The sequence below is a fragment of the Myxococcus xanthus genome, from assembly GCF_013116825.1.
GTDB classification, from domain to species: Bacteria; Myxococcota; Myxococcia; order Myxococcales; family Myxococcaceae; genus Myxococcus; species Myxococcus xanthus_B.
Genome location: NZ_JABFNS010000115.1, coordinates 1 through 20,232 on the forward strand (window position 1 = coordinate 1; position 20,232 = coordinate 20,232).

Consider the following 20,232-nt stretch of genomic DNA (forward strand, 5'->3'; position numbering starts at 1 on the left):
GGGCCAGCCCTGCCCCCGCCACCCAAACGGCCATGTCCAGGGCGGACGCCCGCACCTCTGAGGCGAGGGACTGGAAGCGGGCCACCATGCGATCCACGCCGTCTGCCACCTGCGTCACCACCGGAAGCAGCGCGTCTCCCACGTCAGCGGCCAGCGTGTAAAGGAGGGCTGTCATCCGCTCCACCTGCTGCGCCATGGCCGCGTTGGACTGGGAAGCAGCGGCCACCGCTCCCGCCAGGCCCGCCGCCACCACCGCGCCCAGCTTCGCGACGTCCCCCGCCTTCTTCTTCACCTCTTTGGCCGCGTCCTCCACACCCTTCACCAGCTTGCCGAGGTTGGCCATGGCCTCGCCAATGGAGGCCGTCACCGCCACGTACAAGTCCCCCACCTTCAGCCCGCCGCCAGCCATGCCTCACCTCTTCGGACGCTTCCTGAAAACCGTCGTCACTGTCTGGCCATTGGCCTGGGGCGTGGCCCAGGGACGGCCCGCACGCAGTTCGTCCGCCTCCAAGTCGCAGAGGGCCAGCAGGTGGACGACGTCCTCCCAGGCCCACCCACGCACCGCCTCTGGAGGCTGGCCCGTCAACTTCACCACCCCATGCAGGGCCATCAACTCGGGGTGGCTTCGGAGTTTCCCTTCGCAGTCTCCAGCGTCGGCCCCGCGAAAGCCGCGGCGAGCTCGTTCTGCACGTCCTCCAGCCAGGGCTCGTTCTTCACCGCTGCCACGTCCGCCTCGGTGAAGACGCGCGTGGCGGTGCCCGGGAAGTAGACGCAGCAGACGGCAATGCGGGCCATCATCATCATCCCCGCTGACTCGTCCACGGGCTGGCGGCCCTCACTCAACTCCCCGGCAGCGCGCGAGGCCGATAGGACGTCCAACTTCTCGCCCAAGGTGGGGAGGCAAATGTCGTAGTCGGCGCCGTCGAGGGTGACGCGCTTGTGCAGGGCGCGGCGGGTGCCCAGGGGCTTGCGGTGCGTGGCGGGTGCGGACATGGCAGTCTCCTGAAATGAAGGTGAATGGGAAGGCGGGCTACACCGCTACGGGCGCGCCCTGGCCGGTGAGAGTGGCCGAGAAGGTGACGACGTCCGTCGCACTGCGGCCTTCCTCGTAGGAAGACACCTTCACCGGGTAGCGGTGGCCCTGGCTTCCCTGGGGCGCCGTCTCATCCTCAATCACGGTGAAAAACACCGTCGCGTCGGACTCGAAGGCGTCTTGCAGCACCTTCTGCGGCGCACTGCCTCGGAAGACGTGGCCCGCCAGCGGAATGGTGAAGGACTTGAGGGTGCCCTTGCTGCGCTTGTAGCCATCCCCACCGAAGTAGTTGGCGTCGACGGTGTCCTTGGCGCGGTTGACTGGAGCCTCCGTGACGCCGTCCAGCGCGTCCTCCTCTTCAGGCGCGGTGTCTGTCGCGCGGAGATAAAGCTTGTCGAAGAAGGCCTCTCTGGGTTCGGGCATGGGGGGACCTCTGTCAGCGAGTTGGAAAACGGCGAGCAAGGAATTCCTGGAGGACGGCGGCAACGCGGCGTCGTGCGCTGCCCCGGGCTCGCCTGAAGGACTTGCGGAGGAAGTGCGAGGGCGGATTGAAAATCTGCTCGCCCCAATGCCAGCCCTCATGAATGGGGCCAGCGGCAGGGTGTGCGTAACCCGCCGTCCAGGTGGTGGACAGGTGCGGGCCGAGGTTGTGGCGCGGTCCGTCGAGGAAGGCTGTGTCCCGGAGGTGTCCGTCGGTCCCATCCTTGCCCACCGGCACCAGGAACAGGGAGTAGTCGAGGGCGAGCCGAGCAACGTCCCGGCAAGGCACGTCCAGCGCGCGCAGCACCTCGGCAGGGGCGCGGCGGAGGCGCGCCAACTTCACGACGTCGACTTTAACTCGGACAGCCATCACCTACTTCTATGGGGACGCTTTCCGCGAATGGCTCCGCCCGGTTCACGCCAAGCGCGTGCGGGTCTTGATTGGAGGACCAACATCGCCCAAGCTAATTAGAGCAATGTCCTCGAAACAGGCAGCACCACAATCCACCAGGGAAGGAGTCTCAATGGAAAGCTCCCTCGACGCAGTCTACTACTCCCAGCAAGTCCCAAAGAGTCCCGCAACTCTCACCCTTCTGGGACTCATTTTCGATCGAGTCTACTTTCCGGGAGTCCATTTTCCAAGTTCCGACCTGGATCAAGACGCAATCCACCGAGAGATCGAACGAATCAAACGTTCCGGCGTCCAAATAGACATATCAACCGCACAGCTCATTCAATGCCTAGACTTCGCACCCCATAAGAAGCACGTAGAAGATCTATGTATATTCACTGCATCAAATGAGGACACCTTCGGAAAGGTAGACAAAGGCGCAGAGGCGATCGCCATGGAGTTGGAGCGTCTCGTTTTTGGCCCGCCTCCACCGAATTTCTTCCCACGCCTCGAAACCGGTTACGCTAAAGGCATCCCGGGAAGCAAGACAGATGTCATCCGATTTCCAGGATGGCTCTACTACCCAGCAAACGCACTCATATTCGCATCAAAAAACCAAATCCCACTAATTAACGACGATCCAACTCTTCCTGTCCCCGGCCTCGGAGGAGTCTCTCCGAAGAACAACGCAAAGCTTCTATCAACAATACTAACCATAGAAAGCATGAAGCTTGTTCTGCCCGAAATCCCCACACTCGCGCCGCAGGAACTGGCAGAGTTCAGGATCGAGTCGCGTCCTCATACAAAATCTTTCAGGGCCGCGATGCTTAAGCTCTCAAAGGAGCTAAATGCAGCCATTCACTCTGACGCCAAGCTAGCAGACGTTCAACAGGCCGCTCGTTTCATGGCGGAAACAACTGTCGCCCCTGCCATCGAAGAACTCAGGGGATTCATAAAGTCCCCTAAAAGACCATGGCACAAAAAGGCAGCCAAATATGCAATGATGATCCCCAGCCTCGCGCTCTCATTCTCTGCTCTTCCAACCAATCTACAAATTGCCACGGCACTCACATTTGCACTCGGAGAACTCGTGGACCTACGTGATGCGGAAATCGAGAAAGACCAAAAGATGAAGCGCAGCGAATTCTACTACCTCCTTCAAGCCCAACGCATCACCAGTCCCAAATGAACCTAAACACCAAGCACGTTCAGATATCGCAACGCAATATTTAGTATCCAGCGATGTCTGTCCGTCGTGTCTGTCCCCAGATACACCGGCACGCTCTCCTCGGCACGCACGGTGACGCTCGGCACGTAGGGCGTCTGGTGGAGAACCTCGAAGAGGGAGTGCGCGAGTTGCTGCCCGCCCTGGAAGTCCTCGCGAGCCGAGCGGATGCGCACCTGACACCCGGGCGACAAGTACGCCGCCCGCCTTGGCCCCAGGTAAGGCAAAGGCCCAGCGCCGCCCGTCACCACCAGCGACACAGCTCCATCCGGAACGTCTCCATCCGCTTCGGGCATGGGCGCAGTGAAAAGGTTGGCACCCGGGACCGGTGGACGAGCCAGCCCCAACCCCGCCGATTCCAACACCGCAGCCAACTCGGCCGCGAGGTCGCGGCTCACAGCCACACCTTGCGGAAGCTCACCGCACCTGAGCCGTCCACCAACTCATCCACCGCTGCTGGACGACGCGCACGGTTGAAGTCGGCCGTGTCCTCCCCTGGCAGCCAGAGGCGATGTTGCAGCGTCAGCGGCGCATCTGTGTACACGACGTGCGAGGCGAGGTGCTCGTTGCCTCCCGCGTCACGTATGAGTCGCCGGCTCGGCTGAACACGCGCCCTCGCGGTGCAGCCATGTCCCAGCACGGGCTTGCCATGGACATCCCGCCCCAGCACCAGAGCGTAAGAGATGATCTGATGGAACCGGTCCGAAGGCGATGCCATCAGCTCACCCGATGAAAGACGTAGGGAGTGAGGAGGGCCTGCGCGGTGCCCGGAATGGGACTCTTCCCTTCTGCCTTCGCGGCGAAGTAGCTCACGGACCAGTCACCAATGGACTCGCTGGCCACCATGGCGTCAACGCCACGCGAGCGATAGAGCTGAACAGCAGTGAGGACAGCGGCTTCCTGGATGTCCTCGGGCAACGTCACCACCAGTGCCCCGTCGAGCGCCTGCTGTCCCGGGGTGACGAAGCCCCCGTCATAGACGACGCGGATTCCGTCCTCACCGCCCGCCCCGTCGAAGTCTCCGAGCGTTTCCGTAATCCGGCCCGCTATGCGAGCCGTCATCCGCCACACACCGCGTTTGCGCCTCACCATGCCCGCGTCGGCCAGCTTGCCCGGACTTTCGTACTCCTCGATAGGGACCTGGATCCCCATCTCCCAAACTCCAGACACCGCCAGGATGGGCGGACGCTCCAGGAGAAGAAGCGGGCGCCCATAGCCCGCCGGATATTCGACAAGGCCTTCGCCCCGCTCGAACACCCGGCCGCAGCACCCCGCCACGGCTCGGCTTGCAGCGGATACGAGAGCCTCCAGGCGCGACGACACCGGGACGCCCAAGTCGTCCGCCACCGTGGAGGCAAGACACAGGTCCGCAGGGGAAGGCATGGGCTCACCGCACCGGGAATTCGTCCGCGCCGCCGAGGACAAGAGCCGCGCCCCACTGCGCCGTGTCTGTCCCTACCGCCGAGAGGTCCGGCGTCACCTTCAGCAGCAAGAAGCGCTTGCGGTTGGCGACGCGCAAATCCACCCGGAAGCAGAAGCTCTGGGGCGCAGCGCCACCCACCACCACTGTCTCATCCGAAGCCAGCGTCTCGTCCGCGCCGAAAGCCGTTCCGTCCTCGGACTCGGCGAGCTTCACCGTGGCCTTGAGCGTCTGTTCCGCCGCGCAGGTGGTGCGCCCGGTAAAGAGAAGCTGCGCGGAGTCGAAGCCGTTACGGTCCACCGCGTCGCTCGTCACCTCGACGGCATCACCCGTGCCACCAGCCGTGAGCGCGCCACCTGCAACCCCAACGGCCTTGTAGAAGACTTGGAAGTCCTGCGTGTTCGCATGCATGTCGTGTCTCCTGAAGAGGCCGCGGTCTCAGTAGCCCTTGCGCTCCGAGAAGGCCTTGTCGTGCCGCAGCTTGAAGTCACCCCGGCAAATGCCCCGCAGCGTCGTCTCGTCGTACTCCGCACGGACGTCGTGCTCGGACAGCACCAACTCCGTGTCCACGCCGTAGAGCAACTGGTCCCACGTCCCGAAGAGGATGCGGCTCGGTGCAATCCGCGTTGAGGCCTTGTAGGGGAAGCCGCGCAGCGTGCCCCGGTTGAGCATCTCGTCCCGGAAAATCCACGTCCCTCCGTCCTTCAGCCCCAGCAGCGCCGTTTCCCGCGTCGGGTGCAGTAGGAAGCCAGGGCGGCGCAGCTTGATGTTGGCCTTGAGGACGTCCTCCACCATGCCGTCCACGTCGGCCAGGTAATGGTCTGCGCTCGTCCCGCTCCGGGCCTTCGAGTGCGAGGTATCCATCTGAGCCAGCACGCCCTTGGGGTTGGGGCCTTGGCCATCCCCGTTGAGGGCCGCGTCGTCCATGCCGTCCGCAGCCGCCTCGCGGAAGTCCTCGGCCACACCCGCGTCTCCCACCGCAGGGTTACGCAGCAAGTCGTTGGAGATGTCGGCGAGAATCATGGCCTTGTGGGCCTTGAGCACCACCTTGCCGTAGGAGGGCTGGCTCTTCTCCACCTTCTCCCCCTCGCCAATCCACTTGAAGGTGACGCTGCCCGTCTTCTTCCCGAAGTGCAGCTCCCCCTTGAAGGGTACGGTACGGGCCCCCAGCGCCAGGACGACGGAGTCCGGACGGAGGAACTCAATCATCTCCCCCGCTTCCTGCACCGGCACCAGGACGCCCGCCGAGCTGAACACGCTCTCCTGCACCGCCTTCTGGACGTCGGCCCCGCCGAAGCGCTTGGCCTGCTCCAGCACCGCCTCACGAGTCGGGTTGCGGCCAGCGTTCACCACGGCCTTCAGGTACGCGCCGAATCCGTTCATGCTCGTCAGGATGCTGGGGACCTGGTTGTCCTCGACCTGGGCCTTGGCGCCCATGAGGCTCGCCAGCCCGTCACGCTGCCCCTTGGCCTGCTCCATCAACTGCGCGGCCACCAGCGGGCCGAGCGACTTCGCCATTTCCTGCATCTGCTCGGGGGTCATCGAGTCTCCTTGAGGTGCTGCAAGAGGGCCTCCGCCGTGTGCTTGGCCAGGGCGTTGACGTCCGGGGAGGGAGGGGGCACGGCCCGGCGCTGTTCGCGCGCGTCCAGCGCGACGACAACGGCCTTGGCCATGTCCTGGATGAAGGCGGCGCGCTCGTCGGCCAGCTCCTTCACGCGCACCGCACGCTGGTTACCCGGAATCGTGACGACGGAGATTTCGAGAAGCTCCTGTTGCTCGCAGTCGAATCCGCCGCGCTCGTTCTCGTGGTAGCGGTGCATGAGGTAGCGCACCGAGACGGCATTCAGGATGCCCCGAGAGACCTTGCTCTCTACCTTCCGGGCGAAGTCGTCTTCTTGGTCGAACTCGACGTCCACTAGAGCGTCGAACAGGTTGGGTCACGCCGCGCGCAGGTAGCGCGCGGCAACCTCAAGGTTTTGGACGGCCGCGAGGCGCCTGAGATCAAAGAGGTTGCGGCGCGTGCCTCGATAACGGGCCTTCGGCCCCTGGCGGTTGGCGAGATGCGCCAGGCGATGCTCGACACCGACACGCTCGCGGAGTTGTGCGCGGCCCGCGCGCGACTGCAGACGTGAGCGAAGGCGCTTCTGGAGCCGCTCGTCGTCGCCCATCGTGACGCTGCGCCCCCTGCCGGACGCCGCCTGGGTACAACTCGCGCGCAGCTTGCACGGCCCGCAGGCTTCCGGGTCGAATTGCACGACGGCGCCGGGCTCGAAGGGCTCCACCTCGCCAGCAGGGCACGTGAGGGTGCCGTCGCGGATGTTCACTTTGAAGTCACGCTTGCCGAAGAGTCCGGGCTTCGCGCTGACTCCTCGCCACGGACGGCAGACGACGTCGCCACCGCTGGTCAGCACGTCTTCGGTCATTGAGCTGTTGAGGTACGCCCTGTCGATGAGGAGGACGTCGGGGAAGAGCTCTTGGTGGGCCATGTCTTCTTGCAGTGCGCCCGTCGCCTCCTCTTCGGGGCGGTTGGCTGGCGTCACGGCGCAGGCAACCACGAGCTCAGTGTCGAGGTCGGTGCCGATGTGCTGCTTGTAGCCATTGAAGCGTTTGCTCTTGCTCTTGCGCCCGTGGCGCATGTCCGGGTCCTCGATGGAGATGCACCTGTCGGCCGCCACGCCCTGTCGAATCCGCACGCCGCCCTCGGGGCGCGGCTCGAGGTCCTGTGCCTTCACCTGCGCGAGCGCTTCGATGTAGCGCGTCAGCGGAGCAGCGGCGCACGACTTCGACTGCCTGGCCACCCAGGCCATGAGGCGGTCGAGCTGTCGGCAGAGCCGATTGAGTGCGTCGACCTTCGCGTCGGGCGCGCTCCAGTCGATGTCGAGGCCGGCCTTGATACTGCTGGCCATCAGCAATGGCGCAGCGGCCTGCTGACACACCTCCTCGACGTCGGTGCCGAGCACGAGCGCCATGCTCTCGGCCACCTTGCGGCCTGCGTGGCCGAGCAGGTTGATGGTGTCCTCAACCCGCCCGGCCCCTTCCAGAGGGCGGCTGTCGACCCCCACTCGCAGCGTCTTCGGCGTCTTCTTCGGGTCGAAGCCCTTGGTTCGCTTCGCCACCTCGACGGTGCGCTCCAGCAGCCGACGGTCCATCTCGGTCGCGATGAGTCGCTCCCTGAATTGCTGCAGCCCGCCCTGGGAGAAGGCGGGCTCGTCCTCATCCGCGCCGAGTCGGTCCAACACCATCCGCCACCGGCTGTCCGTGCCCGACAGGCACACGGCTTCGGCGTCCGAGGCCTGCGTGTAGGCCTGCACCAGCAGCGCCATGCACATCATCGCGGGCGGCTGCGGCTCTTGGCCCTGGCCCGTCTGTCGGTACATCGCTTCGAGCTCGTCCTGAAAGGCCTCGTCGAACAACTCGTGCCGATGCTCGCGCAGGAAGACGAAAAGCTTCCTGCTCTTCCCCGCCAGCCTCAGCAGGCGCTGCTCCCGTGCGCTCTGCTCCACAGCCGGCTTCCAGCGTTCCATGCGCCACCTCCAAAGGTGGCGACCTGACCACGCGACCACAGCCCGCGTCGATCTCCTGCCGCTTGCCTGCTCCCTCGCCGTAACCTGATCGGCGCTCTAGGAGGGCATCGCCCTGAACGTAGGCGCGCCCCTTGCCGATGGGGAGAACGTCCTTGCGCCCCGTGCCAAAGACCCCTCCGGAACCGTCATCATGGTTGTAGAGGACGACGGGGTTGGCGTTGAAGGCGTCCAGCATCCAGCCAGTGACACTCAACCGGTCGTTGTAGCGGTCAAAGTCGCCATCGTTGGCGCGAAAGGTGTGGAGCCTCAGCGCACCCTCGGAGGGATTAGGAGCGTCCTTCAGGACGGTGAAGAGGCGGGCCCTAGAGAGAGGAGTAACCATGCACCTCTCTTAATGGGGACACTTTCCCAGAGTGGCACGGAACAACAAGCATGGCGACAGGTCCCGTACCATTCGGGCCATTGGTGAGGCAGAAATACCCCACCCAGTGGGGTTCTGGTACTCAAGAAGCTCTCGACGCCACCGCTTCCCTGCCATATCCTAATCTAGCTGACGTTTGACTCAAAGCACAGAGCAGGCACTTGGTTCAAAGGAGCTTCAAGTGAGAGAACTAGGACACTATTTGAAGATTCGCTATGGCCTTCCTCCCGAGGAGCCCACTGAATCTCAGCTCAACCTAATCACCTATGCCATTTCCGAGTTTGTACGAGCGAATAGTCGCGAACCCAATGATCGCGAAACGGGTGAAATCGTTCAGCGCTTTTGCCCACGAGCAGGCACATACAAATACGCGTCCGACGTGAATGCCGAACTTCGACGCCAAATCGCGCAACTCGCAGCTCAAGCTCGAAAGTAGGCCCACCCATGGAAGGCCCTCTTTGGCTGAATGCAATGCCCGAAATTCGGAGCGCCAAGACCGAGGCTCAAAACGCCGCCAACATGTTCGCCGAGGCACTACTGGCCCTCAACGTCGAACTTAGAAAAGAGGCCACCAAAGACGCCCTTGACGAACTTTTTGGAAGAGCACATGCCGCATGGTCGACCCTGATTAATCGAACTGAAAATCTATCAGGCCTCGGCCTGTCTCTCGCGACAAGCTATCCAGAGCAAGCCAAGTATCTAGTAGCTGGCACTACGATTGAGCTTCTTGAGAACATCCTGGCGGCGGCCGAGGCTCTCGCCGCGCATGGAGAAGGGGCCGACCCGCTAGAGCACGTCCGAGGCCAACCGCGCGTACTTGAGGCATCACAAAGGCTCATATCAATTACGTTTCCCGACTCAAGCCCACTACTCAAAACCAAGTTCGAAAGCCTGGGCCTCCCAACTACAGGCTTTACAACTACAGGCTCTACCACCACGAATAAAACACCAACACTCCATTCCGTAGTACCGCCTGACGACGCAACGGACTATATCAAGATCCTACACATCTCCGACCTCCACCGAACAAGTGACGAAAAGGTTTCCAATCCAGAAGTCCTAAACGACCTACTAACCGCCATCAGAACCTTCAACGATGGCCCCTTCGATCTGATAGTCTTGTCCGGAGACGTAACGCAAGAAGCAACAGAAGATGAATTCAAGGAAGCCGAGCAATTCCTCGACGACCTTGCCATTAAACTCATGAAAGGGGTCCGAGAGAGAATTATTGTCGTCCCCGGAAATCATGACATCAACTGGAAGGCATCTTCCGCAGGTAATTTCAAGCTAATTCGCGGCAACGTCCCAAATGATGGCAGACAAAGACCGGGACTGGTTGTCGTTCCCAACGGATATATCTTGCCCACGGAAGAAGCAGCGCAACAAGCCATCTCTAACTTCCGCGACAGTTACCATCGCTTCTATAAAAAAATCTACCCATCCACTGCCCAGGAGCGGTTCCAATTCATCGAACCCAAAGATTTGCCTATCGGAATTCTCGCCCTTGACACGATCATTGGCATGCACCACTTCTCCGATACGCCTCATGTGGATCGAACAGCTCTAATTGACGGCCTCCAGCGAGCCCAATCCACGAACAAGCGATTCATTGCCGTTGGGCACCATGGCCCTATTCGCCTAAGAAACCAGCACGACGGAGTCGAGGGTTGGTGTTTGGAGAGGCTCCTCGACGGCCAAGCCGCGATGTATCTGCACGGCCATGTCCATGAAACGCAGATTTCTCACTTCAGTCGCGACGGCATCGTTGGAATACCGTGCATTGGAGTCGGCTCGCTTGTTGCGGGCCCACGGCAGCGCCCAGAATCAACTGCGCGCCAATACCATGTGATCCAATTTCCGCTCCGAGGACGTCGCGGACGGGTCTTGGTCCGACGAAAGGATCAGCGCGACCGTGCTTGGCAGAAAGACACTCGCTTCGGTCCCGCAACATCACCGGTTGACCACCTCGATTTTCATGTTTAAATTCAAACTCGGTGGCGGCTGATTCTATTAGCCCGTCGTCTGACCAGGCAACGGGAGTGGGTAGCCCTGCCGACTGGGGTCCGGTCGGAGTCCAGCCAGTTCTCGCCACTCGTTGTAGCTGAAAGCCTCCGGCATGGTTTCCATGACGCGGAGCTGGTGCTCGCGGTCAGCTGGAACAGGGCTGTCGTAGTCAAGAATGGCCCCGTCATCGCCCAGCAGCGGAATCAGCCGCATCTGATATTCGGTTCGCAGGAACTCCATGCGTGGCAATGTTGTCTGCTCGGCAAGATTCTCCCGCGCAGCGAAGGCCGTGGCCTTGTTCGAGCTGGAGATATCCCCGACGATTTCAGGAGGCACCCGAAACGTCATCCGGACGAAGTCCATCAGGAAGCGACGCAGTTCCACGAGCTGCATGTCCTTGAAGCTCGTATCCAGCCGGGCAAACGTCACCTTCCCGCTGGTAATGAGGAGCTTCCCCGCCTTGTCCGGCCCTTGATGCTCTCTGGCCAGCGATTCCTTGAAAGCCCGCGCACCCGCGCTGTTCGCGTCGGAGAGTCCCTCAATCGAGGCGATGGCTGGCGGCAGCATGTTGTTCCAGAAGGAGTTCTTGAGGAACCGAGCCACGTACTCGTCAGTGTCCAACTCGTCACCCAGCGAGAAGGCCGGGCCGACACCTCGCCCAAGCGGGTCCTCAGGGTCTGGACTGCGCAGGTGCAACACGTCGCTAGCCGGAATCTCCCGCGACACCTTCCCCACCGTCACGGTGTACGTACGTTGCTCGCGCGACAGGTCGAGCGCGGGTATCCGAGTGACTGCGTTCGGGGGCACCGGCCAGAATCCCACCGGATGCCCACCCACGCGCTCCAGCACCAAGAAGGCCTCGCCCACCAAGTCCAGGTACACCTGGACGAGCTTCGTCACGGAGCGCCCGGTCAGGAAGTCATTGGGGTCCGCCAGCAGCTTGAGAATGGGATGGTCGGGTACTTCCTGCGCCTCGCCCGCCTCCAGCATCGCCTTCAGCCGCCCGGCGCGTGCCTCACGGGTGGCGCTTCGCAGAGCGTAGTCCTTCACGGGCTGCCCGTCCCGCTGCACGCGGCGGTAGACGCGCCAATGCACTCCCGCCACGGAGTCGGCCACCACATCCACGCATGCGCGCAGCCACGGCATTTCCCGGTACGCGGCGAGGAGCTGCGCTGTTCCTCGACGCGGCGGCGCCTGCTGCCAGCGCGCCAGTTCCAGCCCCGTCCCCTTGCGCGGCTCGCGACTCACCGCCGCCTTCATCCGTCCCCAGAAGCCCATCGCCATCCTCACAAGCAGAAGAAGGAATCCGCGAACACCAACTCGTGGACGCCCCAGAGCAGTGCATCCACGCGGTCATCGCGGCGACCATTGACGCCGCTGAATTTGGAGAGCTGCGTCTCCAGCTTCGGGAAAGCGCCTACAAGCTCGATGCGCCCCGTCTCTGCCAGAGCGCTCACCGGCTCGGCCCGCTTGCTCTTCGCCTCGCGAGCGCGGACTGGCTTCACGTTGACGTGGACGCCCATCTCCGAGGCCACCGTCTGAATCGTCGTCTCCACCATCTCCCCGCCCGAGTTCACCTCGGCTACGAGGGCGTCACACTCGAAGGCGAGGTACTCGCGGATGGCAGCGGCGGCCCACTCCCGCGGCGAGCCCCGGAGGCTGGCGTCCTTGAGCACCGAAACGCGCTTGAGGGATGAGCCATCCGTCCCGACAATCGGACTGGTTCTCACGCCCTGGACGATGATGCCCGTCTCGTCCGAGCCCGTCTCACTCGTGGGCGCGGGGTCCACGGAGACAATGCGCCGCTCCAACGCCCTCGAATATTCGTGAGCATCGGCCTCGACGCGACCCCACCGCGCAGAACCAAAGATGGCGCCCGGCACGTCCATCAGCAGCCTGCCAAGCACCTCTTGCTGGCCCCAGCGCGTGTTCATCAACGCCCGCATGGTGGCCACGGCGCTGGGCGCCAGGTTCGCGCGGTTGGCCAGCGACGAGCCAGTGCGCAGCACCACGCCTGGCCGTAGCGCCTTCGTCTCCGCGTCGGAGAAGAGGAGGTCCTCCAGCTTCCGCAACGGACGGGGCGTTCCGGTGAGCAGCAGTTGGGGCGGATTCGCCGCGGTGCCGATGCGCAGCACCATGGGGAGCTGGTCCAGCGCAGCCATCTCATGCTTCCAGGAGGCCGGCTCATCGCCCCAGGCCCAGCCGCAGTTGGGTCCGCGCAACCGGTCCGGCTTATCCGCCGAGTAGCAGATGGCATAGACGCCGTTGGGCCACGTCACCCGCCGCTTGCTGGGCTCGTACACCGGCATGAACCACGGCGGCGACAGCGCCAGAATCCCACTGGAGCCGCGAATCATGGTGTCGCGCACGTCCGCCGCCGTGGGACCGATGAGTGCGCCAATCGTCTTCGCCTCGCGGGCCTTCTGAATCACCCACCGTGCGCCGCTCCACGTCTTTCCGAACCCCCTCCCCGCCATGATGAAGCAGGTGGAGAAGGCGGTCGGCGGCACTTGCTCCTTGCGTGCCCAAAAGTCCAAGTCATGAACGAGCGTCTCGACTTCCGGATGGGTGAGACGGCCGAAGAGACGCGCGAGCCCCTGGCGAGTCCGCGCCTGCTTCACCATGAAGGTGGCGGGGGACTCGTCCGGGGAGAGCAAGTCCATCAGCCCGGCGAAGGGCCCACGCGCCCGGAGGTCTGCCCCCGATGTGGAAGCCTCACGGGACATGCTCGCCTCCTGCATCGCCCGCCGCGTCGACCTGAGACTCGGGAAGAAGACGCCCGAGCCGGTCCATCAGCAGTTCGCGAAGGGCGCGCTCTTCAGCCGCCTTGTCCTCGGGGGCATGAGCCTCAACGTTGTCCCGACGTCCGTACAACTCCGGGAAGCGCCGGGACAGAAGCCACTGGACGTGCTTCGGGTTGTGCGAGGCCGCCGCCATCAGCATGTCCGTGGCGGACTGCATGAATCTCGCTTCCGCCGCGCTCACCGCGAGGTGGAAGTCCCGGTAGAGGCCGCGCTGCTCGTTGGCGCCACGGTGGAACCAACGGGAGAGTGTCTGCTCACTCACGCCCACGAGGCCAGCCACGGCGCGACGGAAGAGTCCGCGCTCCAGGTGGCCGCAAATCTCGGCCTGCAACTCAGGTGTCAGCTTGGAGGGAGGCGCCATTCCTCATGGGGATGGGGGCGGATGCGCGAAGGATTTGAGCCTTGCGCCCGACACATCGAGGGGACCCGCCTTTTTTCTCAAAGTTTTTCGAGCGTGGGCCCCCTCCGAGCAAGCCAGGATTTGGCCGCGCGACCAAAATCCCGACCCGGGGGGCTCACAAAGTCCGGACCTACCTTTTTACATGTAGGACAAGATCTCACTCCGAAGCCCCGCCGACGCGCGCGACGCATGCCGCGACGTCCACGCAGGACACCCGCCAGACGCGCGTGAAGGCACCGTCCTCGCACGTTTCCGTCACGTCCAGCCGTCCCCTGCCCTTCCGCACCAGGAAGCCACACAGGGCGCACCGAGCCGCGTGCCTGTTGCGACGCAGCCCAGGCGCCCTGTCCTCGCACGCGAGGTGACGCGCTCCCGTCTTCAGCGTGTAGCCAATTCGCTCGCCCTCCAGGATGGGCAGGCCACACGCCGCGCACGGTCCGCCCCTCCTGGCGACGAGCATCGGCATCAGACGTCTTCCTCCAGCATGCGGCGCAGCTGCTGGCGCGCGCTCACAAGCAACGCGTCGAGACGCCAGCGCGCCACGCTCCACTCGCGCGCCAGCTCCCGCACGCTTTGCCGTGGGCGACCGATGCCGTGGACACGGGCCACCACCTCACGCAGCTCCGGCGCCAAATCGAAGAGCGCGTAGTACATGCGTGCCACTTGCTCGTACGTCGAGAGCATCTCCTCCGCTGTCAGGTACTCCAGCGCGAGGGCCGCGTCGTAGGCCTCTGTTGCCGAGCCCGACAGCGACTCCTCGGGTGCATCGCGGCTGATGACATCCACGGGCGACTCTACCTTGCCGCTCCGGGTGCGCCCCCGCTGCGCCGCGTCCGAGGGATGGACATCGGAAGCCTGGAGACGGACATGCTCAAGCAGGACGCGGCGCGCGCGCCACGTCGCCCAGGACGCGAAGCATTGGCTCCCCTTCTTCTCGGGACGGTAGGTGTTCAGTGCCTTGAGCACTTCAATGCCCGCCACCTGGACCAGGTCATCCTCGCCCAGCGAGCCCCGGGACTTCGCGAAGCGACGCGCCAGCGTGCGCAACGCGGGCTCCATGCGCCGCAGCACCTCGCCCGACTGCCGCCGCGCACGGAAAGTCGCGCCCTCGGCTCGCAGCGCGTGAATCTCCGACACCAGGGCCTCCACCTCGGCGGACAGCGCGTCTCGACGCCGAGACGTCTCCTCCGAGGCCTGCGTGCGCTGGCCCTTCCCCTGCTCGGCCCGGCGCCTCGCGCCCTCAACACGGCAGTGCATTCGCTCCCCCTTCTGCATGGCTCACTTGCGATGAGCCACGCCGCTGAAACACAAAAAGCGGCGCCGCAGAGCAAGACGTCGGCCAATTCACATTGAGCAAAGTTTGCTTCGCAGAAAGCAGACTCTCACCGAATGAGACTGAAACATCCGCACGGGGCGCCGACGCCCGGCATCGCGCGGACAGGGGTGTGGCCCGAGGACGCAGTGCCACTGACTCATGCGACAGAGCGGACCAGGGAACGTGATGCCGAAAGAGAGGAGCGACGAGGTGAAGTGCCATCACCCACTTCAATGGGGACGCTTTCCGCGAGTGGTCCGCATTCGACGCCGACACCTCCAGCGGAAGCAGCCGTCACCTTCCTTCGTCACTGTCACTAACTCTTCTCTACTTAGGGTGTGAAGAAGATGAGGTATCATAAGACAATACAGAGACTCACTGGATGTATACGAGAAGATAGATAAGGGAGAATAGGTGACGGGGACGGCGAGGTCGGTGACGCCCCTGGATGCCGGGCGCTGGGCCACTCGCGGAAAGCGTCCCCATAAGAGTGGACGTGAGCCTTCGTCCAAGTCCGCCCCCTGCCGGAAGCACCGCGCCCGAGTCCGGGGCCGCCCGCCTCCAGGTGGCCTTCTTCAACAACGTCCAGGACACCAAGCCCCAGTCGCGGGAGGTGACATGGGGCGAGCTGAAGCAACTGCTCACCACGCATGCCGTCACGCCCTGTGCCCCATGCGCCGGGCACAGGTGCCCTACGAAGCTGGCCCAGCGCGCATGGGCCCCCGTCGACATTGGCCCGCTTCGCAAGGATGCCGAAGTCCGCGCCGTGACGGTGGCCGTCTTCGACTTGGATGGGGTGTCCTCCGAGCAGATTGCCAGGGCGTCCGAAAGACTCGAAGGGTACGCGGCCATTGTCCACACGACGCATGGCCACCGGCCTGGACACAGCAGCCTGCGTGTCATCGTCCCCTTGACGCGCCCGGTGCTGCCCTCCGAGTGGCCTCGGATGCGGGAGGCCGCGGAGCAGCTGCTAGAGGTGCCGGCGGACCCCAACACGCGGAACCTCTCGCGCATCTACTTCCTCCCCAACCACTCGGGAGAGCACGAGGCCTTCTCCAACTCCACCGATGGACGCGCCCTCGACGTGGACGCGCTGCTGGGCACGCAACGCCCAGTCCCTGCCGTCACAGTCCAGCACCTCCCGGCTGTCGCTAGCGTGAATGGCCCTGCCGACCTCTACGAACTACGCGCCAAGCTGCGCCGCGTCCGGAAGCCCGAGCACCGCGTCCTCATCCGCCGTGTGCTGGCCGGAGAGCCACTCGCCGAGCCCGGCATGCAGGACAACACCCTCAACGTGCTCATGTCGTGCGCGGCCTATGTCCTGCCACTGGAGGCGCCCGAGGAGGCCATTCTGGAGGTGCTGCGCCCTTGCTTCGCCGCGACGGCCTGGGGCGAGGGCACCGAGCACCTGTGCCAGCAGGCCCTCCTCAAGCTGCGCAGGCACCGTGAGCGCCGGAAGCAGAGTGACACCCAGCGCGTCGCGGACAACGAGGCCCTCTGGACTTCACTAGGGGGCGACCGAAATCCGAGACGACAGTGTCCGGCGACGAGGACTCGGACAACGCCTGGACCCGAGCCCTCATCTCTTACGAGACGAAGGGAACCAGGCGCCTGAAGAACTGCGAGGCCAATCTCTACACGGTGTTGACGCGCTCCCCCGAGTGGCGGGGCACCATCCGCTTCAACGAAGTCACCAAGCACATCGAGTATTCGGGCGGGCCGCTGCCGGATGACACGCCCGTTGACGAGTTGGACGGAGACATCGCCTTCTGGATTCAGCAAAGCGAGTACGGCCACCTCGGCATGGACCCGAGCCCTTCCCATGTCCGGGAGGTGTTGCGGCAAGTGGCCTCGAGGAGTGCCTATGACCCGCTGCGGGATTACCTGGAGGGACTCGTCTGGGACGGCATCCCTCGGGCGGACACCATGCTGGAGCGCTACTTCGGCGCCCAGGGCGACGTTGAGCACCTGCGCACCATCAGCGGCAAATGGCTCATCAGCGCCGTAGCCCGAGCCCTGGAGCCAGGCTGCAAGGTGGACACGGTGCTCATCCTCGAAGGGCCCCAGGGCATCCGAAAGTCCACCGCATTCCGTGTCCTCGCGGGGGAGTGGTTCTGCGATGCCCCCATCAACATCCGGGACAAAGACAGCGCCGCCCTGGCGGGGCGGAACTGGCACATCGAGCTGGCCGAGGTGACGACGCTGCGCGCGTCCGAAGCGGAAGACCTCAAGGCCTTCATCTCCCGCAACGAGGACACCTACCGCCCGCCCTATGGACGCGTCACGGTGAAGACGCCGCGCAGGTGCGTCTTCGTCGGGACGACCAATTCCTCCGAGTACCTGCGCGCGGACTCGAGCGGCTACCGGCGGTGGTGGCCCGTGCGCTGTACGTGCATCGACATCGCCGGCTTGAAGCGGGACAGGGGCCAGCTCTGGGCGGAGGCCGTGGCTCGCTTCCAGCGGGGCGAGGAGTGGTGGCTCTCGGAGAACCACGCCCAACGCGCGGAGGTCCACGCTCAGGAGCGCAGCGAAACGGATGGCGGGCCCGACGACACCATTCTGCAATGGGTGCTGGGATTGCCTCCGGAGAAGCGCTCCGAGGTAACAACGGAGCTGGTGGCGCGCGACGCGCTGCTCCTCACAACTCCGGGGCAGATTCCGCGCGGCGTCCGCCTCGACATCGGCCGCTCCCTGCGGCGCCTGGGCTTCCAGCGCACTCAGCGGCGGATTGCCGGCGTGCAGACGTGGCTCTACCTGCCCCCGGAGAACATCCGCAACGCGCCCCAGTCGACAGGGCCAGGCACGGTGCGCATCAACCCCATGGCACTCGGCGCCTCCGCCAGGACGCCCAACGCGTAGGGCCCCTGGGCCAGTCGCGGAATGTGTCCCCATTAGAATCGGTGTGAGGCCTTTCTACGAAACGGAACGCGCTGCGCTCTTCGCGGGAAACTGCGTCGAGGTGATGGCGTCACTCCCCGACGAGTGCTTCGACGCCATCATCACCGACCCGCCCTACGCGGAGATTGACCGCGCCTATGGGCGGCTCTCCGAATCGGCATGGCACGAGTTGATGCGCGCTGTCGTCGCGCAGGTGCGCCGCGTGCTCAAGCCCTCGGGCTCCGCCGTCTTCGTCCTGCAACCCAACAGCGAGCGCATCGGGAGGATGCGTCCCTGGCTCTTCGAGTTTCTGGCCTGGACGGCGAGGGAGTGGAATCTCGTCCAAGACGTCTGGTGGTGGAACATCAGCACGCCGCCCACAGGCAGTTGCCAGCGGAAGAACGGGCTCATGCGCCCATCCGTCAAGGCCTGCGTCTGGTTGGGTTCGCCCCAGTGCTTCCGGAACCAGGACGAAGTGTTGTGGACGCCGTCCGAGGCCATGGCGCAGCTCAAGAGGGCGGACCGCGCGCGCCGAATCTCCCCCTCGGGACTGTCCATCAGGGACGCGCGCATCGCGGAGATTGTGGCCGAGCGAGGAGGCGTCACGCCGTACAACCTCCTGCCGATTGCCAACGCGAACAGCGCCACCAGTGGCGGCGCGAAGGGCCACGGCGCCGCGACTCCTGAAGCGCTCTGTGACTGGTGGGTGCGCTACATCACCCGTCCCGGCGACACCATCCTCGACCCATTCATTGGCTCGGGCACGGTGGGCGCAGCCGCACTGAAAGCGGGGCGCTCCGTCGTCGGCATCGAGCAACATGTCCCCTACCAGGACATGGCGCGGCAGACGCTCATCGCTGCGGAAGAGCGGCATGCAGCCTGACGCGAGCACCTCCCCTCCCGAGCGCCGTCGCGCCGTGGACGGGGGCATCCTCCACTTCCTCTCGGTGTCGCAGCTGAAGCAATTCAGCCTGTGCCCGCGCCGCTGGTACTTCGCCAAGGTGAGGCGGCTGCCCGAGCCTGAGACGAAGGCGCAAGCCCTGGGCGTCGAGGGGCATGCTCAACTGGAGCACTACCTGCGCACGGGGGAAGACGTCCTGGGCGACGTGGCGCGCGCGGGCCGACACCTTCTCCCTGCGCCCGGAGTGGACCTGCTCGTTGAGGAGTCGTTTGGGACGCCGTCCCCCCTGACGGCGGACGGCATTCCCTTCGCCGGATACATCGACCTCATCAACCCGCGTCGCCTCACCGAGGGCGTACTGCGGGTGACGGACCACAAGTTCCTCTCCAACGTGGCGCGCTACGCGGCGACGCCGGCGCACCTGGCCGACGCGAGCACCGAGGCGGGCTTGCAGATGGTGGGCTACGGCGTCTGGGCGGCCCACTCTGCCGCGCGCTTCCCCGGCGTGCAAACGCTGGAGCTTGAGCACCTCTACTTCCAGACGCGCGGCGCCAAGCGCGCCGAGAGTGTGCTGGCCGTGGTGAGCGGCGAGCACGTCACCCGCGAGTGGATGCACAAAGTCGTCCCCATGGTGCGCCGCATGCGTGAAGTAGCCCGCGCCACGCGCGCCGCTGACGTCCCGCCCAGCTTCGGCCCCGCCTGCGAGAAGTACGGCGGGTGCCCCTTCAAAACGCAGTGCCATTCAGGAGAACGAACCATGTCGCTGATGAATCGCCTCGCGGTGAAGAGCCAGGTCCCCGACGTCGTCGCGCAGCTCCCGCTCTCTCCGCCTCCCGAGCCGATGGGGACGTGCGGCCGGTGCAACGCGGCCCTGACACCCGAGAACTCCAGCAAGCTCCGCTCGGGCGAGGTGTTGCACGTCTCTTGCCCTGGTGCCGAGGTCGCCGCGGTGCTGCCTCCAGACGCGCCCGCCGCGTCGCCCACCATCACCCCGGATGCCGCGCCGAAGCGTCGAGGGCGCAAGCCCAAGGCCCATGCCACGACTGAGCCCGCGCCCCAGCAGGAGGCAGCCCCATCTCTCCCGGCCACACCGAGCTCCCAGGGCGAGCGCCTGCGTCTCTTCGTGGACTGCGTGCCGAACCTGCCCACTGCGCCCCTCTCGGACTACGTGGCCAAGGTGGCCGCTCAGGTGAGCGAGGCAGGAGGCGTGGAGGACTTGCGCTTCGCGGGTTCCGAGAGCGCGCTGGGCTTCGGCCGGTGGAAGGGCGCGTTCGCCATGGCCATCCGCAACACGCCACCCACCCCCGGCACATACGCTGCCCTCGGCATTGCCCACTCCGAACTCCTGCAACTCGCCGTCGAAGCCCTGGAGCCCATGTGCGGCCCGGGTGACTTCGTGCGCGCGGCTCGATGAATGGAACTGGGATGCGGCTGCTC

At 64.7% G+C, this 20,232-nt stretch carries 22 protein-coding genes and 1 pseudogene; 6 read left to right on the forward strand and 17 right to left on the reverse strand.

What is annotated here, in order from left to right:
* The 5 genes and pseudogenes from HNV26_RS27665 to HNV26_RS27685 form a co-directional block, all read right to left on the reverse strand.
* Window positions 1-409 (reverse strand): annotated as a pseudogene (locus tag HNV26_RS27665) (hypothetical protein); the annotation flags it as partial.
* 3 nt (window positions 410-412) lie between these two features.
* Window positions 413-610, reverse strand: a complete 198-nt coding sequence (locus tag HNV26_RS27670) for a hypothetical protein (RefSeq protein WP_171443274.1) — start codon at window positions 608-610, stop codon at window positions 413-415.
* Complete coding sequence (locus HNV26_RS27675; RefSeq protein WP_171443273.1) at window positions 610-993, reverse strand: phage tail protein; 384 nt, start codon at window positions 991-993, stop codon at window positions 610-612. Before HNV26_RS27675 ends, HNV26_RS27670 begins: the two co-directional genes overlap by 1 nt.
* 37 nt (window positions 994-1,030) lie before the next feature.
* Window positions 1,031-1,456: a phage tail tube protein gene (locus tag HNV26_RS27680; RefSeq protein WP_171443272.1), complete on the reverse strand. Its 426-nt coding sequence runs from the start codon at window positions 1,454-1,456 to the stop codon at window positions 1,031-1,033.
* A 13-nt stretch (window positions 1,457-1,469) separates the two neighbouring features.
* Window positions 1,470-1,883 carry a hypothetical protein gene (locus HNV26_RS27685; RefSeq protein WP_171443271.1) on the reverse strand — a complete coding sequence of 138 codons (414 nt, stop codon included), beginning with the start codon at window positions 1,881-1,883 and terminating at the stop codon, window positions 1,470-1,472.
* Window positions 1,884-2,037: 154 nt separating this feature from the next.
* On the opposite strand from HNV26_RS27685, the gene HNV26_RS27690 reads away from it, so the two are divergent.
* Window positions 2,038-3,093, forward strand: a complete 1,056-nt coding sequence (locus HNV26_RS27690; RefSeq protein WP_171443270.1) for a hypothetical protein — start codon at window positions 2,038-2,040, stop codon at window positions 3,091-3,093.
* A 2-nt stretch (window positions 3,094-3,095) separates the two neighbouring features.
* Here HNV26_RS27690 and HNV26_RS27695 read toward each other — a convergent pair whose 3' ends face one another.
* From HNV26_RS27695 to HNV26_RS27725, 7 genes are read right to left on the reverse strand one after another with little or no spacing between them, the layout of a single operon-like run.
* Entirely contained in the window at window positions 3,096-3,533 is a 438-nt protein-coding gene (locus HNV26_RS27695) for a minor capsid protein (RefSeq protein ID WP_366817016.1), read from the reverse strand.
* Entirely contained in the window at window positions 3,524-3,847 is a 324-nt protein-coding gene (locus HNV26_RS27700) for a hypothetical protein (protein WP_171443268.1), read from the reverse strand. Before HNV26_RS27700 ends, HNV26_RS27695 begins: the two co-directional genes overlap by 10 nt.
* Window positions 3,847-4,512 carry a hypothetical protein gene (locus HNV26_RS27705; RefSeq protein WP_171443267.1) on the reverse strand — a complete coding sequence of 222 codons (666 nt, stop codon included), beginning with the start codon at window positions 4,510-4,512 and terminating at the stop codon, window positions 3,847-3,849. The genes HNV26_RS27700 and HNV26_RS27705 overlap by 1 nt, the downstream gene beginning before the upstream one ends.
* Before the next feature lie 4 nt (window positions 4,513-4,516).
* Window positions 4,517-4,960 (reverse strand): hypothetical protein, encoded by a 444-nt coding sequence (locus HNV26_RS27710; protein ID WP_171443266.1) that lies wholly within the window; start codon window positions 4,958-4,960, stop codon window positions 4,517-4,519.
* A 27-nt stretch (window positions 4,961-4,987) separates the two neighbouring features.
* Entirely contained in the window at window positions 4,988-6,091 is a 1,104-nt protein-coding gene (locus HNV26_RS27715; protein WP_171443265.1) for a phage major capsid protein, read from the reverse strand.
* Window positions 6,088-6,465, reverse strand: a complete 378-nt coding sequence (locus HNV26_RS27720) for an HK97 family phage prohead protease (protein WP_366817018.1) — start codon at window positions 6,463-6,465, stop codon at window positions 6,088-6,090. The genes HNV26_RS27715 and HNV26_RS27720 overlap by 4 nt, the downstream gene beginning before the upstream one ends.
* 21 nt (window positions 6,466-6,486) lie before the next feature.
* Window positions 6,487-8,073, reverse strand: coding sequence for an IS1182 family transposase (locus HNV26_RS27725; RefSeq protein WP_171443264.1), 1,587 nt, complete (start codon window positions 8,071-8,073; stop codon window positions 6,487-6,489).
* A gap of 865 nt (window positions 8,074-8,938) precedes the next feature.
* Here HNV26_RS27725 and HNV26_RS27730 point away from each other — a divergent pair.
* A complete protein-coding gene (locus tag HNV26_RS27730) occupies window positions 8,939-10,477 on the forward strand; it encodes a metallophosphoesterase family protein (protein WP_171443263.1) in 1,539 nt (512 codons plus the stop codon).
* Window positions 10,478-10,504: 27 nt separating this feature from the next.
* Here HNV26_RS27730 and HNV26_RS27735 read toward each other — a convergent pair whose 3' ends face one another.
* The 5 genes from HNV26_RS27735 to HNV26_RS27755 all read right to left on the reverse strand — a co-directional run bounded on the left by HNV26_RS27735 (window position 10,505) and on the right by HNV26_RS27755 (window position 14,959).
* A complete protein-coding gene (locus tag HNV26_RS27735) occupies window positions 10,505-11,782 on the reverse strand; it encodes a phage portal protein (protein ID WP_253817115.1) in 1,278 nt (425 codons plus the stop codon).
* Between the two features lie 2 nt (window positions 11,783-11,784).
* Window positions 11,785-13,224, reverse strand: coding sequence for a terminase large subunit domain-containing protein (locus HNV26_RS27740; RefSeq protein ID WP_253817116.1), 1,440 nt, complete (start codon window positions 13,222-13,224; stop codon window positions 11,785-11,787).
* Complete coding sequence (locus HNV26_RS27745) at window positions 13,214-13,663, reverse strand: hypothetical protein (RefSeq protein WP_171443262.1); 450 nt, start codon at window positions 13,661-13,663, stop codon at window positions 13,214-13,216. Before HNV26_RS27745 ends, HNV26_RS27740 begins: the two co-directional genes overlap by 11 nt.
* 196 nt (window positions 13,664-13,859) lie before the next feature.
* Window positions 13,860-14,168: a hypothetical protein gene (locus HNV26_RS27750; protein WP_171443261.1), complete on the reverse strand. Its 309-nt coding sequence runs from the start codon at window positions 14,166-14,168 to the stop codon at window positions 13,860-13,862.
* Window positions 14,168-14,959 carry a sigma-70 family RNA polymerase sigma factor gene (locus tag HNV26_RS27755; RefSeq protein WP_171443260.1) on the reverse strand — a complete coding sequence of 264 codons (792 nt, stop codon included), beginning with the start codon at window positions 14,957-14,959 and terminating at the stop codon, window positions 14,168-14,170. Before HNV26_RS27755 ends, HNV26_RS27750 begins: the two co-directional genes overlap by 1 nt.
* Before the next feature lie 554 nt (window positions 14,960-15,513).
* Here HNV26_RS27755 and HNV26_RS27760 point away from each other — a divergent pair.
* The 4 genes from HNV26_RS27760 (at window position 15,514) to HNV26_RS27775 (ending at window position 20,209) form a co-directional block, all read left to right on the forward strand.
* Entirely contained in the window at window positions 15,514-16,632 is a 1,119-nt protein-coding gene (locus HNV26_RS27760) for a cyclin family protein (protein ID WP_171443259.1), read from the forward strand.
* Window positions 16,554-17,876 (forward strand): virulence-associated E family protein, encoded by a 1,323-nt coding sequence (locus HNV26_RS27765; protein ID WP_171443258.1) that lies wholly within the window; start codon window positions 16,554-16,556, stop codon window positions 17,874-17,876. Before HNV26_RS27760 ends, HNV26_RS27765 begins: the two co-directional genes overlap by 79 nt.
* Before the next feature lie 103 nt (window positions 17,877-17,979).
* A complete protein-coding gene (locus HNV26_RS27770; RefSeq protein WP_171443257.1) occupies window positions 17,980-18,777 on the forward strand; it encodes a DNA-methyltransferase in 798 nt (265 codons plus the stop codon).
* Entirely contained in the window at window positions 18,767-20,209 is a 1,443-nt protein-coding gene (locus HNV26_RS27775; RefSeq protein ID WP_171443256.1) for a PD-(D/E)XK nuclease family protein, read from the forward strand. The genes HNV26_RS27770 and HNV26_RS27775 overlap by 11 nt, the downstream gene beginning before the upstream one ends.
* Window positions 20,210-20,232: the final 23 nt, after the last annotated feature.